This is a genomic window from Roseimaritima multifibrata (genome assembly GCF_007741495.1).
Classification (GTDB): Bacteria; Planctomycetota; Planctomycetia; order Pirellulales; family Pirellulaceae; genus Roseimaritima; species Roseimaritima multifibrata.
On the sequence record NZ_CP036262.1, the window covers coordinates 4865683 to 4882030 of the forward strand.

The 16348-nt window shown below is 54.8% G+C and carries 13 protein-coding genes; 5 read left to right on the forward strand and 8 right to left on the reverse strand.

The window, feature by feature from the left end; translation table 11 throughout:
- The first annotated feature begins 39 nt into the window (after window positions 1–39).
- Both FF011L_RS17595 and FF011L_RS17600 read left to right on the forward strand, forming a co-directional pair.
- Window positions 40–1284, forward strand: coding sequence for a Glu/Leu/Phe/Val family dehydrogenase (locus tag FF011L_RS17595; RefSeq protein WP_145352902.1), 1245 nt, complete (start codon window positions 40–42; stop codon window positions 1282–1284).
- A gap of 234 nt (window positions 1285–1518) precedes the next feature.
- The gene (locus tag FF011L_RS17600; RefSeq protein WP_145352903.1) at window positions 1519–2832 is read left to right on the forward strand and encodes a 3-keto-disaccharide hydrolase; all 1314 of its coding nucleotides are present in this window, start codon (window positions 1519–1521) and stop codon (window positions 2830–2832) included.
- Between the two features lie 209 nt (window positions 2833–3041).
- Here FF011L_RS17600 and FF011L_RS17605 read toward each other — a convergent pair whose 3' ends face one another.
- The 4 genes from FF011L_RS17605 to FF011L_RS17620 form a co-directional block, all read right to left on the reverse strand.
- The gene (locus FF011L_RS17605; protein ID WP_246109481.1) at window positions 3042–3647 is read right to left on the reverse strand and encodes a TadE/TadG family type IV pilus assembly protein; all 606 of its coding nucleotides are present in this window, start codon (window positions 3645–3647) and stop codon (window positions 3042–3044) included.
- A 36-nt stretch (window positions 3648–3683) separates the two neighbouring features.
- Complete coding sequence (locus FF011L_RS17610; RefSeq protein ID WP_145352905.1) at window positions 3684–4943, reverse strand: vWA domain-containing protein; 1260 nt, start codon at window positions 4941–4943, stop codon at window positions 3684–3686.
- A 31-nt stretch (window positions 4944–4974) separates the two neighbouring features.
- On the reverse strand, window positions 4975–5394 hold the full coding sequence (locus FF011L_RS17615; protein WP_145352906.1) for a TadE/TadG family type IV pilus assembly protein: 420 nt from the start codon (window positions 5392–5394) through the stop codon (window positions 4975–4977).
- Between the two features lie 151 nt (window positions 5395–5545).
- The gene (locus tag FF011L_RS17620) at window positions 5546–6352 is read right to left on the reverse strand and encodes a ParA family protein (protein ID WP_145352907.1); all 807 of its coding nucleotides are present in this window, start codon (window positions 6350–6352) and stop codon (window positions 5546–5548) included.
- A 189-nt stretch (window positions 6353–6541) separates the two neighbouring features.
- Here FF011L_RS17620 and FF011L_RS17625 point away from each other — a divergent pair, with 189 nt between their 5' ends.
- Window positions 6542–7420 (forward strand): hypothetical protein, encoded by an 879-nt coding sequence (locus tag FF011L_RS17625; protein WP_145352908.1) that lies wholly within the window; start codon window positions 6542–6544, stop codon window positions 7418–7420.
- Between the two features lie 284 nt (window positions 7421–7704).
- Here the strand turns inward: FF011L_RS17625 and FF011L_RS17630 are convergent, their stop codons facing one another.
- Both FF011L_RS17630 and FF011L_RS17635 read right to left on the reverse strand, forming a co-directional pair.
- Window positions 7705–8970 carry a hypothetical protein gene (locus FF011L_RS17630; RefSeq protein ID WP_145352909.1) on the reverse strand — a complete coding sequence of 422 codons (1266 nt, stop codon included), beginning with the start codon at window positions 8968–8970 and terminating at the stop codon, window positions 7705–7707.
- The gene (locus tag FF011L_RS17635) at window positions 8967–9557 is read right to left on the reverse strand and encodes a hypothetical protein (protein WP_145352910.1); all 591 of its coding nucleotides are present in this window, start codon (window positions 9555–9557) and stop codon (window positions 8967–8969) included. Before FF011L_RS17635 ends, FF011L_RS17630 begins: the two co-directional genes overlap by 4 nt.
- A gap of 279 nt (window positions 9558–9836) precedes the next feature.
- On the opposite strand from FF011L_RS17635, the gene FF011L_RS26885 reads away from it, so the two are divergent.
- Window positions 9837–11516: a family 16 glycoside hydrolase gene (locus FF011L_RS26885; protein ID WP_145352911.1), complete on the forward strand. Its 1680-nt coding sequence runs from the start codon at window positions 9837–9839 to the stop codon at window positions 11514–11516.
- Window positions 11517–12008: 492 nt separating this feature from the next.
- Window positions 12009–13553 carry a sulfatase family protein gene (locus FF011L_RS17645; protein ID WP_145352912.1) on the forward strand — a complete coding sequence of 515 codons (1545 nt, stop codon included), beginning with the start codon at window positions 12009–12011 and terminating at the stop codon, window positions 13551–13553.
- Window positions 13554–13561: 8 nt separating this feature from the next.
- On the opposite strand, the gene FF011L_RS26430 is transcribed toward FF011L_RS17645, so the two are convergent.
- A complete protein-coding gene (locus FF011L_RS26430) occupies window positions 13562–14869 on the reverse strand; it encodes an A24 family peptidase (protein WP_218932707.1) in 1308 nt (435 codons plus the stop codon).
- A gap of 106 nt (window positions 14870–14975) precedes the next feature.
- Window positions 14976–16343, reverse strand: coding sequence for a DUF1552 domain-containing protein (locus FF011L_RS17655; protein WP_145352913.1), 1368 nt, complete (start codon window positions 16341–16343; stop codon window positions 14976–14978).
- Between the last annotated feature and the right edge of the window lie 5 nt (window positions 16344–16348).

The following is a 16348-nucleotide window of genomic DNA, read 5'->3' on the forward strand; positions in this document are numbered from 1 at the left end:
TTTACAGCCTGATGCCACACCAAGGAAAGGAAACCGAACATGAAAGCTTTCGAAGCGGTCCAATACTATTTCGACCAAGCGGCCGAACGTCTGGAACTGGAACCCGCGATGCGGGACATGCTGTTGATGGCCAACCGCGAAGTGACCGTCCAGGTGACGATCGAACGAGACAATGGCGAACCGGCTGCATTTGTTGGCTATCGAGTCCAGCACAACAACAGCCGCGGGCCGATGAAAGGTGGGCTGCGGTACCATCATGAAGTTAACCTGGACGAGGTCCGTTCGCTCGCCAGTTTGATGACCTGGAAGACCGCCGTCGTCAACCTTCCTTATGGAGGCGCTAAAGGGGGGATCGAAGTCGATCCACGCACGCTTAGCATGCGAGAAAAAGAGGCGTTGACTCGCGCTTTTGTCGACAAAATTCAGGACATCGTTGGCCCTGACAGCGATATCCCGGCTCCCGACATGGGTACCGATTACCGAGTGATGTCCTGGTTCCGCAACCAATGGGAAAAATACCACGGCTTTAATCCCGCAGTCATTACAGGAAAACCGGTCGAAGAGTACGGTGCCAAAGGACGCGAAGAAGCAACTGGGCGAGGCGTCGGAATCTTGACCGTTAAACTGATTGGACGTTTAGGACGCAAAGCATCCGACACCCGTGTGGCCATCCAAGGGTTCGGAAACGTTGGCTCCCATGCGGCTAAATTTCTCCACGAAGCTCAATTCCCTATCATTGCAGTCAGTGATGTGACGGGGACTTACTACAACAGTGAAGGCCTGAATATTCCAGACCTGCTGCGTCACACAATGGATCATCCGCATGGTCAATTGGATGGATACGCTCACTGCGAAAAACTACGGGCTGGAGCCTTGCTGGAATTAGAAGATACCGATGTCTTAATTCCCGCGGCAATCGGGGGAGTCATCACCGCAGAAAATGTCGATCGAATCACCGCGCCGATCATCATCGAAGGCTCCAACGGTCCGATCTTTCCGCTCGCCGACAAACAGCTTAGCGATCGGGGCGTCACGATTTTGCCCGACATCCTCGCGAACGCCGGCGGTGTCACGGTTAGTTATTTTGAATGGGTCCAGAACCGCCAGCACTATCGCTGGAGCCTTGATCGTGTGCGCCGGGAATTGGAACTGACGCTGGTCGAAGCCTTTGAAAAAGTCTGGGAAATCAGCCAGCAACAGAAGGTCTCGTTACGGACGGCAGCTTTCATGATCGCGATTAAACGAGTGCGACGGGCAACGGAACTATCTGGCGGCCCAAGCTAACCGCGAATATTTCTAAGACGTATCTCCTGCCGAGGCTCCATTCGCGGGAGATACGGTGGTGCAGCCCGCCCCTGCGGCGTTTGCCTTGGGATATACGCCCAAACAGAGGGCGTTTCAGTCACTGGAATTTAAAAAAAGTTCTCGCCGGTGGCGCATTTTAACGCGACTTTGGGCATAATGGGCAGGAATCACATTGCCCACCTTCCAGGCCCACCTAAGGAAAATCACGCTAAGATGCCTCTCAAAAAACTCTTTTCTGCGGCCCTCGCCGCAGCAGTCACCGTCTCCTGTATTTCGCCCCTTGCCGCAGAAACTCCTGTAGCCGAGGGCTTCGAAGCGCTGACAGGCGAAAATGATTTTTCACAATGGCACGGCTGTCCTAACCTCGACCCACGCAAATACGCCGAGCAATCGGACGAAAAGAAAGCTCAGTGGAATCAAGAGATCAAGGACCATTGGTCGGTTGCCGAAGATGGCACCGTCATCAACGATGGACACGGAGCTTACCTCACGACCAATGAAGATTTTGGCGATATCGAACTTCGCCTGAAATACAAAACGGTCGCCCGTGCTGACAGCGGAATTTACCTACGTGGGACTCCACAAGTTCAGATTTGGGATTACACCGATCCAGGCAAAGCGAAGATTGGTGCCGACAAAGGATCCGGCGGACTGTGGAACAACGCCGCTGGTGCTCCAGGCAAAGACCCACTTGTGCTTGCCGACAAAGCCTTCGGCGAATGGAACGATGTTCGGATCGTTCAAGTCGGTGCCCGCACCAGCGTTTGGTTGAACGACAAACTAGTCGTCGACCACGCATTGATGCACAACTATTGGGATCGCTCGCTTCCACTGTTTGCAAAAGGCCCGATCCAATTGCAAACGCACGGCGGTGAAATCCAGTGGCGTGACGTCCAAGTCAAACGTCTAAGCGCCGAAGAAGCCAACGCAATCCTTGCCAGTCATGGTCAAGAAGGTTTCGAACCGATCTTTGACGGCAAAACGCTTGCAGGTTGGACTGGAGCCGCTTCGGATTATCAAGTTCTTGACGGTGCTATCCAGTGTCGCGAAGGTCGCGGCGGAAACCTTTACACCGAAAAGACCTACAAAGATTTCAAAGTCCGTTTGGAATTCCAGGTTCCAGCTGGTGGCAACAATGGACTTGCCATTCGCTATCCAGGCAAAGGAAACCCCGCCTACGCTGGAGTCACCGAACTTCAAGTTCTGGACAACACCGCTGAGAAATACAGCAAGCTAGATGACCGCCAATACCACGGCTCGGCTTACGGAATGGCAGCCGCCACACGCGGATACCTTCGCCCTGTTGGCGAATGGAACTTCCAAGAAGTAACCGTCAAAGGAAGCCAAATCGTCGTGGAATTGAACGGATCGGTCATCTTGGACACCGACCTTTCGAAGATCACCGATTACATGGCCGACAGCGCTCACCCTGGCAAAATGCTTGAGGAAGGACACTTCGGATTTGCGGGCCATAGCGATCCTGTTCGCTTCCGTGCACTTTCGATCCAAACCATCGATGGCGAATAAGATTCATTAGTCGTCATGCGAAGCGAAGATTCGAAACAGCTGCTGGCGTAGGTCAGTGGCTGTTTTTTTTGGTGCCAACCCATTCAGCGAGAATCGACGCCGCAAGACTGTCCTCTCCAAGACAACTCCCCCACGCAAAAAGCCGTGAAGCGGAAAACGCTTCACGGCTTTTTTGATTTAGTGCGACAATGTTGCCGCCTCGCCACTTTCTAAATTGGTGGTGGCGGAGGAGGCGGCGGTGGAGGAGGAGGCGGGGGTTCCGGCTCAGGTTCGGGTTCGGGCTCTGGTTCGGGCTCCGGCTCAGGTTCAGGTTCAGGTTCAGGTTCCGGCTCTGGTTCGGGTTCGGGTTCCGGCTCTGGTTCCGGTTCGGGCTCAGGCTGCGGTTCGGGAGGGGGGACAGGGAGCGCGGACGCCATGACCAGCGGGCCTCTCTCGGTCATCAATTCAACGTCACCAACCAGCGTCTTCCCGCGTGTAAAGGTATGCATCAACCAACTGTTCTTGTCGACAGGAAGCGCGACCTGCACGCGAACCGACGTCGACGTTTCGGTGATCGGGTTTGGAGTCACCGTAATGACTGCCTGTTTCAATCCCGCTTTGGTTAGGACATCTTGAGCGGCCGTTTCGGCAAGTTGCACGTTTGCACCGGGAACCATCGCAGCGCGAGCTCCTTCGTAGGCAGCGGTGTCCGCACCATGACGCAGCATACTCACACCACAAAATTCAATCGCCGCAAACAACACAAAAAACAGCACAACCGTCGCGAACGCAAACTCAACGGCGGCGGCTCCCCTTCTGGATTTCGTCGAAGACACAAGCAATGGCATCCAATCTTTCCTCATCGGAGATAACTATTGAGTAATTAGCGTCGGCAAGCGACTGGCGATATCGCGGAAGGCATCTTTCAACTGCTGTGCATCGGTCGCATGGTAGTGCTGGCCGCCGCCGTAGCTTGCCACCGAACGCATCAACCATTGCCCGGCTTCGTCGCTAAAAGTCACACTGTAAACCGTCACGTTATTATTCTTAGCGACACGTGCTGCGTAGCGAGGATCCGTTCCTTTGTTATGGTTTCCATCGGTCATCACAATGATGACTGGAACGGCATGGTTGCGATGAAGATTCTGATCATGGACGGCCAACAGTCCCTCCAGAATGCCCCCACCGATATTTGTGTGCCCACTCTGAAACGCTTTGGAGTATTCCGACAACGCTGTTGGGATCATGTCGTAATCTTCGGTCAATAGCACATCGGTTTTCGTCGCGCCGTCATAGGTCGACAGCGCGACCTGCTCCGACTGAGGCGTCTCGTTCAACTCGTTTAAAAAGACTTGAACCGCAGCGATCGTGTCGAGCCATCTTGCATTGGGTGGAACAGGATCTCCGAATCCCCAACCGGGAGGCGCCGTGGCTGGCGGGGTAGGGTAGTTCCCCGAATTTTCGCCACTCGCGTAAGCCATCGAACCGCTTCGATCGATCACGATCGCAACGTCTAGGTCGACTTGAGTACTGACGGCACTCCGCACAGGATTGACGTTGATGAATTTTCCAAAAACCGGCATCAGCGGCCGAATCGGCGACGCCGCGGCTCCCTTCGACAAACTGTCGGTCGTAATGCGAACCGAATTTGCGTTTTCCCCGACTTCGAATTCGTACCGAGCCGTCGGATCGGGGCGGGACGAAAAACCAAACTCAATATCGGACGCTGCCAACACAAAACCTTCTCCGGCAACCTTGTTTCGAGCCGCTACCTGAAGGGCGATTTGCGTCGCTCTTTCTCGGTCCCCCGAGATGGCGAACTCTTTACCCGCTGCCCGGCAAGCGGCGTCGGTCGACACCTGCACTTCGGTGCGAACGAGTTCGATATAGGCGATATTGATTGCAAACGCACAAAGCAAAATGACGCATGGCAACAGTGCCACGATCAATACCATCGTCGCGCCACGTCGCGGCGAAGTCTTCCGCGATGCAGACCTACGACCCGCGTCGCAAGCAAGCCCAGAAGAGACCGCAACCTCGCGGAAATTGTGGGCGTCCAGGCAATCTGAATATCGTGTAAGGAGGACAGACGTTCGCGGCGCGTTCCCAATCATTGCGGTACCTGAATTCATAAGTGAGCTGAAGTGGTCGAAAGAAAGCCGTTTACTCGGCAACCATTTCGGTTGCCTGCCGAACCGTTTTCCCCGTGTAAAACCACCCGCCAACAAAAGAATTGGCGCCGCAGTCCGCGACCACTTCGACACGGAAAAAATCCCCTTGTTCCATCGATCGAGGATCGGCTGGCGTGAGGCTGACGGTGTAGTCTTTGATATTTCGACCACCCAGAATCAAATCGGCCTGAGCCGTGACATTTTCAGCACGAGCCGTGGGTACCAAGCCGACTCGTGTTGATTCGTAAGAAGCAATCTTAAGGCTCTGCTTCAAATACAGCACGGAGCAAGCCTCAACAGTTGCCATCGCAAGCAACACAAGAACAGGCAAACAAACCGCCAGCTCAACAATCGCTGCGGCTTGGCGGTTTCGCTTTCGCGAGGGGCGTTTTCGACTGGATTCGGGGCTCATCGCTTATCCTGTTGGAACCAAAGACGTTCCAAAGAAAGAACGCCATGGAACGCTAGGTCGCATGGCGTCGATAAGCAGAGGATTCAAAAGCGAAACAAATGCTTCGCCGCTAAGCCAAATCCAACAATATCAATTGCAAGGATTCTAAGGGCTATGCCGCTACGGCTTGCCGCTCATATTGATGGAGAACCTCTTCTGCAAGGAACCGATAGTCTTCGGCTCCATTGCTGGTGGGTGCATACTGAAAAATGGATTGACCAAAACTTGGGGCTTCGGCAAGTCGCACATTCCGTCGGATACGAGTGTCGTAGAACTTGGAATCGCTGAAGATCCCACCCTGCGCTTGGGTCGCTGTAAAGAACTCTTCAACATCTTTACTCACTTCCGCAGCCAAGCGAGTATTGGAATCGTACATACAGAGGGCGACGCCAGACAAACGCAACTGACTGTTTAAACGCCGCGACACGATTTCAATCGTTCGCAACAGTTTGCTTAACCCATGCAAAGCCAAAAAGTGTGGCTGAAGAGGCAAGAAAACTTCCTGGACGGCAACCAGTGCATTGATCGTCAAAACGCCAAGACTAGGCGGGCAATCAAGGACGATGTAGTCAAAGGATTCTTGGTCCGCATCCAGGGCATCCTTGAGGATGACTTCGCGACCGACTTCGCAGGCCAATTCCATTTCGGCAGCGGCCAAATCAAGGTTCGCCGGAACCAACGCCAGATTGTCGTTGATCCAGCAGCGCGCCGATTCGATGGTCGCACCACCACAGAGGATTTCGTACATACTGTCTCCCTCTGGCATCGAAACGCCTAGATGAAGCGAAGCATGGGCCTGTGGATCCAAATCCAACAAGCAAACTCGCTTGCCCGATTCGGCAAGGGCAGCCGAAAGATTGACCGCACTGGTTGTCTTTCCAACACCACCTTTTTGATTGATCACGGCGATCGATCGCATCTTGTCAGCTCCGTTCGGGAATGCACTCAAACATGATCGCGGAAGACGCGATCGGTTGATTTCCATATCTACCAACCCGCCCCGTCCACCGCCAGAGCGAACTTGAGTGATTTCTTGCGGCCCCTGGTAAATATTTTGTTCCCGAAAAGCAATTGACTTGCAGCCGCAAGGATGATTACTGTCCCCCCAATGAAAATCCCGACTCTCCACTGGACGCGTCCCCGCAAATTAACGCTCGCTTTAGCGGCTGTTACGATGGCTGGCTGCGCCCAATGGAAAGCGACTCCGCCTAGCCCTCACGAGAGCCGAGGCCTACCGGCGGCATCGGTTGCAGCCGATGCAACGGTCATGGATATCATTTTCTGGCCGCTTCCCGATGCCCTGCCTGCCTCAGACATCGACGCGGGAGCCGATCCATTGGAGATCCTCTGGCGAGACACCGACGAACTTGCGGTCGATGCGAAAACGCGTACCGCCCTCCAAGCAAACGGTCTGAGGGCAGGGCGAATCGACCACATCGAACAACTGCTGGACCGAATTGGAATCCCTCAACCCGACGACCCTGCACAGAAACTGCTGCAACAGGCTGCCGTTTCATCGGACATTGCCAGCTCACAACACCGGCTTCCCTTCCGCGACGGTCAACAGGAAGAATTTGCGATTCGACAAACCTCCAAAGAGTCCCAAAGCGTTGTCATTCGCAAAGGAAAAGACTCGATCGGACGCACGCTTCAACAACCTCAGTTCCTGCTAACCCTGCAGGCACGCCCCAGCGACGATGGCCGAGTCCGCATCCGAACTTGGCCCAGGATTGAACATGGACCGTTTCGTCAGTCCTACGTCAGCACCGACCAAGTCATTCGCACCAACATGCAGCGCGAACAATGGGTCCTGCGAGAACTGCTGATCGACACGCCTCTGGATCAGAACCAATCGCTGTTGATTGCCCCGCTTAAAGATCCCTTCGGCTTAGGAAAACAGATCCTCACGGCCGCTCGCCCCGACGGAACGACCGAACGAGTCGCCATCCTGATCCGGGTCGCCAGAAAGCCTCAGCCCGCCCTCTAGCGGAACCTGCCTTCGTTGCCGGGGTTAGCCGCCAGAGCCACTTAGAGGCTTGATGCAGGTCTCTGCCTCTGTCTTGAAAAAGAGCCTGCGATGGGCATCCAGCCTGCCGCCCCGCCGTTATGGCTGCGCAAACAGAGAACCAAGAACAGCCCCAAGATAACGGACAGCCGCATCCCCATCTTCCTGCCCCCATCTTCTTGCCCGAATTCCCAGCCACAACAACCTAGCAAAGAAACCAACAACGTCCGGCCTTCACCAAGTGCTACCGCAGCGATCCGCTGCGACTACCGCATGAAGGTTCCACGCAGGGTGGGATTGTAATCCGTCGCGGGGGCGTACTGAGCTTCAGCAGTGTACTGCGCCGGGCCGCCAGTCGGTTCAGGAGGCAACTTGAGCGTCGATTCCGGTTCCGCTGCGGCACCGCTAGATTCGCCTTCGGAAACCGCGCCGCCGGGCCATGCGGTCGACAACGGTGCTGCCGGAGCCGGATTGCCACCATTTGAAACGCCCGCATAGGGCGAATTCGCATCCGAAACACCAGGTGGAACACCAAACGCGACTCCACCCATCGTCGCCAAATTGATTTTCTTCGATGCGCCGGTTGGCATCGTAAATAGCTGCGGATCCCCCGAAAGGATTTGGTTGATGCTGTAAGTACCGACCTCAATTTCCAGCGCCATCGGCGGACCGACATCGGGCTGCAGATGAATGTCGATGCGATGCGGCATGGAGCACTGCACCTCTTGATAGAACCGATGGTCCGACGCAATTGCGCGAGCCACCAAGCGATCACTCGTGTCGTACAGATACTGCTCGGTCACAACCGCCGTTTTGTCATCGATGACGTACAACCGTCGGTAATTTCCTCCGGCCATCGCAATCTGACTACGTACCTCAAGCTTCCCATCAGGTCTTCGCGTCGGCCCTTCGGTAACGGTTGCAGGATCCAAATGGACCAACCCCAACGCATCGATCAACCAAGTCGGATCAACAGGCAACACCATGCGTTCGGTTTGCTTTGCGTAGGCTTCATGCTCGGCATAATAAAGAATCTTTTGCATGCCATCGGGCGTCTGAAACCAGAAGACCTCATCGTTGCTTCCCAGGTCGACCAGCACCGTCGGCAACGGCGACAGCTTTCCACGCAATCGAAAGTGCTTGTCACGCTCTAAAATCAGCGTCGACGAGAGCCCTTTTCCAGAAAAATCTGGAGCGGTCACCGTCGTTGAATTGGACTGTAATTTTTGGATTTCATCGGTTCGGTTGACCATTTCGGCCAACCCTTCCAAGGTCGGCACCGATTCGAACACTACTGGAGGAGGCTGAAAATCCTGGATCCGTTGCTGTCGGCTACAAGCGGCACCGCCTGCAACCCAGACAACAAAGAATGTCGCCAGCAGATGCAAAAATGAAACGCCAGCAGAGCGTCCACTGAAATCTTGGGGATATCGAGAAAGCAGGCGGCCGGACGTATTCGCACATTGCGAATCGACCATTCCCGAATCCTCTTTATTGGCGGGGCCAGCGACGGCCGAGGGGAGCTTATTCATTCGGCCTCGCAATACAACAATTCGTTTAATGCGTCCCGAAGGGGCGCCACATTCTTGGGTTGGATTTCGCATTCCGTCACATCAATTGTTTGCCCATCCGCGAGCACTTCGACCGTTAGCACAACCTGTTCGACCGCGGATGCTTCCTCGGAATCGTTAGGATCGTGCACTGCAGCAGAAGGCGGATCCAGCGGCCGCACGACTCGGCGACGCATCAGCAGCAGCGCCAATAGGTACGCCAGTTCCACGCGGTCGTCGTTGGCAACTAACTGCCGCAGCAGATCGACCAGAACAGCATTCGGCGCCAAGACAAGTTTTGCCTTGCCCGCTTCTGGAATTTTCCCTTTCCACCAACCAATCGTTTCCGGCGGAGGTTCGGTCCAAGCGTTTGCCGAATAGTCACGACGTTCCAGATCCCCTTCCTCGGTCTCAAGGACAACCGAGTAGAAAGTCTCTCCAGGCTTTAACGGGCGATTCTCCGCATAACACTTGCGGGTGCAACGTCCAACTTTGAAGTCTGCTAGCACTGCCAGCCCGCAAGGTGGGAGGAGAGAAAAACGAAAATCCGAAATCAGTACCGTTCTCATAGCAAAACGGGCCTCTGTATCCAAGGGCGTTTTCACCACTTTGCCCCCCGGACGCGAACTCAAAACCAGCCAGCCGTTTTTCGGCGTCCGCAGCGTTCCCGCCAAACAAACGCTTTAAACCCCAGGAAAACAGAGCAAATCAGCCGAACCTGCATAGTCACGTTCAACGTTTCTCAATTCCACAGTTCCTCTCCATTCCGATTCAGGATCGACTAAAATGGTGGAGCTCATTCGCGCCTTTACATTGCCCCCCATCCTGCACGACCATTGGACCTTTCAATGCCCACCTTTGCGTTCTCTAGGCGGCGTTCTTCAGTCGCTTCCACTTACAGCCATTTACGACAAACCGGCCAGTGGTTCTGCGTTGTCGCTTTTGTTCTGTCCGGACTGTCCCTACCGGCTCAAGCCGAAAAGCCTCAGCCCCCCAAAGGTTTCCAGGCGATCTTTAACGGTGAAGACCTGACCGGCTGGTATGGGCTGAATCCCCACCAGGGAACCAAACTGAAAGGGGAGGCCAAAGAAGCCAACCTTGCCGCCCAGCGAGCCGATTTCGCCAACCACTGGACCGTTGAGAATGGTGAATTGGTCAACGATGGGCATGGTCCTTATGCGACCACCGAAGCCGATTTCGGCGACATGGAATTCCGGTTGGAATACAAAACCGTCGCGGGGGCAGACAGCGGAGTCTATTTGCGTGGAACGCCTCAGGTCCAAATTTGGGATTGGAATCAAGAATTCAATCCCGAACGTCCCACCCGTCGCCCCCACATGGGATCCGGTGGCCTGTTTAACAATACTCCCGCGACACTGGGACGTGACCCGTTGCGTTTCGCCGACCGCCCATTCGGTCAATGGAACAAACTACGAATCCAACAGATCGGTGCTCGCACTTGGGTCTGGCTGAATTCACGCCCCGTCGTCGAAGGGGCCGTGATGGAAAACTTCTGGGACCGCAGCAAACCGCTGCCTGCGACCGGACCGATCATGCTGCAGACGCACGGTGGTGAAATCCGCTGGCGCAATCTGTTCGTCCGAGAAATCCCCAAGGCAGAAGGCGAACGATTCCTCGCCACCCATCCTGCTTTGCCGGAACCGACTCATTTCGATGTTGCCTACGGGCCGCACCTCAAACAAAAACTTCACTTCTGGAAAGCACCCTCGGACAAACCGACTCCGGTACTGCTCTTCATCCACGGTGGTGGCTGGAACGCAGGCGGCCGAATGAGCGGGCTGACCACGATGCTTCCTGAACTGCTTGCTGCCGGAATCTCCGTCGCTTCGGTCGAATATCGTTTCATCGCTGAAGCGACCGAGGATGGAGTGGTTCCGCCGGTCAAAGGACCTCTCCACGATGCGGCACGAGCCCTGCAATACGTTCGCAGCCAAGCCAAAGAATGGAACATCGACAAAGAACGCATCGCTGCTTCCGGCGGTTCCGCAGGAGCCTGCAGCAGCCTTTGGTTGGCCTTCCATCCCGACCTAGCGGATCCCGATAGCGAAGACCCTGTCGCAAGAGAATCCAGCCGACTGTATTGCGCCGCAGTAACCGGTGCACAAACAACTCTTGACCCGAAACAAATGAAAGAATGGACTCCTAACAGTCGCTACGGTGGCCATGCCTTTGGTTTCAAGGGTCAACCGGCAACCGATGGCAAACCTGCCGTATCCCAGTTTGACGAATTTCTGGCGAAACGAGATAGCATCACGGAATGGATCGCAGAGTACTCGCCTTACGCTCTAGTAAGCAAAGACGATCCACCGGTTTATCTGTTTTACAGCGCGCCGCCAGCCATGGGTAAACCGCAAAAGGATCCAACACATACCTCTAATTTCGGAGTCCAATTAAAGGCTCACTGCCAAGCCGAAGGGTCTGAATGTGAACTTGTTTATCCCGGCGCCGAAGGCGTCGAAAACGCGACGGTCACTGAATATCTGATTCAGCAACTGACCGGCAAATAGGAATCAGGATTCCAAAGGCTTGATACGGACTAGCCGCTTAGGCCTCGTTTCTATCGACCGGGCAATGGCAAAACGCACCGCGTGTGCATTTCCATTGCCCGGTTCATGTTCGTCTTCCAAAGCTGGGACGAAGGGCAGTTCTTCTCGCGTCGAAAACAACCATCCATCGCTAACCGGTTTACCAAACGCCACGTGCGACACGGCGACCACACAAATTCGGCAACACCGATCCTCCTCTGATTAAAGATCGTCGCAGCTCTAGAAAAACAAGAACCACCGTCTGGCGACGGCAGCGACGGCAGGCACTAGCGATGGCAGGCACGTCGCTACGCTCGCCAAAGCGTCGACTGACCTGCAATGCATGACGAATAGACTTTACATCCCTTCGTACAATGCGAAGATCCATAATCTAATAGCGCCCCAGAAAAACCTTCTCTCTCTTCTTCCTAATCCCTATCCGATCTTTTCTCTTTCATTCGGAATCCGATTGCCATGCTATTTCGTCAACACGACTGGATCTTTGTCGGGCTAGTCTTGCTCGCTTCCATTGGCCTACGATCCGATTTGCCAGCCGCGGAAAATCGATCACCCAACATTCTTATTCTTTATGCGGACGACCTTGGGTTTGGTGACCTTGCGAGCCAAAATCCTCAATCCAAGATCCCGACGCCCAATCTTGATCGGTTGGCCACTCAGGGCATGCGATTTTCAGATGCCCATTCATCGTCGGGAATCTGCACTCCCAGCCGTTACGCACTCCTGACCGGCCGGCATCACTGGCGAGACTTCCATGGGATCGTCCAAGCGATGGGAGATTCGGTTTTCGCCCCAGAGCGTCTGACGCTTCCTGAAATGCTGAAGGAGTGTGGGTACCAAACGGCCGCGATTGGAAAATGGCATTTGGGTTGGGACTGGGCCGCCATCCGCAAACCGGATGCAAAACCGATCGCCAATCAGAAACGGAAGGTCTACGGCCCCGATGCCTACAACTGGAACGAACCGATTCCCAATGGCCCCTTGGCCCACGGTTTTGATTCCTACTTCGGCGATACCGTCATCAATTTCCCCCCGTATTGCTGGATCGAAAATGATCGAGTCGCTCAGATCCCTGACCGGATGCTAGACACATCACGATTTAAGAAAATCAAAGAAGGAAACTGGGAGTGCCGCCCCGGTCCGATGGCAGCCGACTGGGATCCCTACCAGAACATTCCAACCACGACGGCGCGCGGGGTTCAATTTATTGAATCAAGGACCGCCGGTGACAAGCCATTCTTTCTCTATTTTGCGTTTCCCTCTCCCCACGCGCCGATCATCCCCAACGACCGTTTTGATGGAAAATCGAATGCGGGACCCTACGGCGATTTCGTCTTCGAAACAGATGATGCCTGTGGACAACTGTTGAACGCCTTGGAGAAATCAGGATTGGCCGACAACACGATTGTGATTTTCAGCGCCGACAACGGTCCTGAAAAATACGCCTACGCCCGGGACGCAAAATACGACCATTGGTCGGCTGCTCCATTCCGAGGCCTAAAACGTGACATCTACGAAGGAGGACATCACGTCCCGATGATCGTCCGCTGGCCAGGCGTCACCCAGCCGGGTTCAACATGCGAAAACCTTGTTTCACAGGTCGACATCATGGCCACATTGGCAGGCGTTGTCGGTTTCCAACTTCCCAGCGACGCAGCAGAAGATTCGCATGATCTGCGCCCGCTTCTTAATGGCGAAAACAAAACGGTACGATCCTCCCACGTGCACAACACCAACGCTGATCAATATGCCTTTCGCAAGGAAAACTGGCTTTTGATCGATAGCCGCAGCGGCTACATCTCAGGGCGCAACATCGACTGGGAGAAAAAGCACGGATACCAACCGGACGACAAGGGTCCAACTGAACTTTACGACCTTTCAACCGATATCGGGCAAAGGAAAAATGTCGCCTCCAACCACCCGGATCGCGTAATCTCCATGCAGAAAGAACTGCAACAGATTCGCGACCAAGGTTATTCCGCTCCCAGGCTAAGCAAATAGAGCGATGCCTACGCAAACAACCTTGTCTTAATCATTCGCCAAATCCCTAGCAGGATGCCCATCGCCAAAAGAGCGACCAACATAATGGTCAAGAACAAAGGCCCTAGCAACAAAGCGGGAAGGATTGCTTCGGTCCAAATCACAGGCCAATAGAGGATCGTGACAATCGTCCCCGCACAGAGGTAGGGGCCAAACGGAGTCATCCGTTGGCCGGTTAACAGGAAGGACAACAGCACGATAAAGATCGACGTTAAAGGAGCAATAAAAAATGCTGCTCCGGTCGCTTGCCATCCGACAAAACCTCCGACCATCGCCATCAACGTGACGTCGCCGAAACCCATGGCCTCTTCTCCCATGGCCAGTCCGGCGACAATCCGGACCGCCCAGATCGTTCCTCCACCGATCGCCATCCCCATCAACGCGGTTGCCAATCCCTGCCACGCAGTGCCACCTGTTTGCCAAATCGCACCGACAAAGACCATTCCCACAATCCAGATCAGCAACAACCATTTGCTCATTGGATCGCGACGCATGATGGCCACAAAAAACGGAAGCACCTTCCCCCATCCCTGGCGGGTGATGATGCGTCGATTCGAAAGTGCGAAACACCAACCGGTCCACAAGAAACAGCCGATCCCAAGTCCAAGCGGATCTTGCCACATTTCGCTCCAGCCTCCGGGCTGCCCCAGCGTCGTCGGCACGATGCTCATCACACCATTCGAAACAACAGGACACGGCAGAAAGGTATGCAGCGAACAGGCGCCCAACACCATGGCCAGCAGGGTGACTGGAATCGTAATGACGTCCGGTATCAGTTGCTCATCAAAATCGATAAAGGTCGCGACCACCATCGCCAACAGAAGAACCAAGTGGCCCATATACAGCCAATGAAACCAGCCTTGGTGCTGCAGGATAACGGCTTGGACCTGAATCCCCTGTGGGAGCAGTCCCCCCGCTTCCGTTTCAAACCAGTACAGCCAAGGGACCACAAAAGCCATCCCCAATTCGATCAGCATGGGGCGAAACCAAAAAGGAAGACGTGGACGCCAATCTTTGGGGACTTCGTACCCCATCAACGTCAGGCGAGCTCGTGCGGCGTCCAGCTGAGCATCGACTTCCGCAGCGCGCGTCCACCAGCCAACAACCGGCAGGCGAGCCACCCAGCTTCGCTGTTCATGCCCTTTCGGGGGTTCCAGCCAAGGGCTGACCGGCGCCCTAAAAAATGCCCAGCGATAAATTGCCCAGTTGGCGAAACTGCCTAGAACCAAGCCCAATAGCCCTAACAACGTCAGCCGTACCGTCAGGTCAAGATTCATCCAAGCATTTAACACAACGGCACCGTCGATCGAGTAACTTTCACTCAGCAGAGAATCGCAAAGCCAAAAGTTAAGCGAAATCGAGCTCGCGAACCAGCCACCCGCCCTAGATTGGCAAGGCGGTTGCTGCGTCGCCGAAGGCGGTTTGAGGCAAGCCCATCCGTTGCATCAAGGTCAGATACAAGCTGCAGAGTTTGCGATCTTCATCATCCTGTTCGCCAAATTCCAGGACTCTGCCGGTTTCCACGGTCCCTCCCAGTCCACCAGCCATCAGCAAGGGGACCTTCGATGAATCGTGCCGACTGCCAGACCACATGTTATTGATGAACAGCAAACAACTATTATCCAAAACGGTGCGATCCCCCTCCTGCATCGCGTCCAGTTTTCCAGCTAGGTAGGCGAACTGGCTGACGTAATACCGGGTGACCCGTTCAAAGTCATCATTTAGATCGCTATGCGACGCTGCATGATGGGCTTTGCGAACATCGAGGAACGGATAGAACAGCCCCGAAATATCGCGGCACAACAGCAGCGAAGCGACTCGTGTCTTGTCGGTCTGAAAGGCGATCGCAATCAAATCGCCCATTAACCGCATATGGTCACGAATGTCTTCCGGCAATCCGTTATCAGGCCGCTCCATCGTCACCAATGGTTTCCCTTTCTCAGTCGCACGATCGACGGCTCGATCCTGTTCCTTACGCATCCGTTCGACCTGTTTTTCGACCTCGCGGACGCTGGTCATGTACTCATCCAGACGCGCTTGATCGGCTGCGCTTACGTCCCTACGCAAACTGTTGGCGTGGTCCTGGACACGATCAAGAATACTCTGGTTTCGGCGATTGCCGCGGTTGTCAAACAGACTGTCGAATGCGAGGGAAGGGTAGACCTCCATCGGCACCGGGGAGGTCGCGTTCTGCCAGGAAATATGGGAACTGTAGGCCATCGAAAAATTGGTTTCGTGGTACCCGGTCACCGGTTGCTCACATCCCAGCACAAGACTGGGCTGCGCCGTTTGGTCGCCCCAGTGGTTCGCCAACACCTGATCGACGCTGATCCCACCGCGCAGTTCTGCCCCTTTCTGCAAAGAGGCACCGGAAAGGATGTTCCCGGTCTGCCCGGGGTGAATTCCGACGCCCACGGCGGAACGGTTAAATAGCCCACCGACATAGTTCAGTTTATGCTTCAAAGCCTCCAGGGGCTGCAGGCTTTTGCTTAACTCCATCGGTCCGGTGACACCTTCGGAAACCGTGGAATCCGAGCCATCGTTTGGCTTCGCCCACCAGTGGTCCCGGTTGACTCCGCAGGCCATAAACTGAACCGCAAATCGTTTTGGCGTTTGAACCTCATCCTTGCTTGCTTCGATTCCCCAAACAGGGATCGATTCCAGCCAAGGCAACGCCATACTGACGCCCGTTCCCTTTAGCAGCGTCCGCCGTGAAACACGCTTTGGTTGCACATTTGAACTAGGTTTCATTTTGG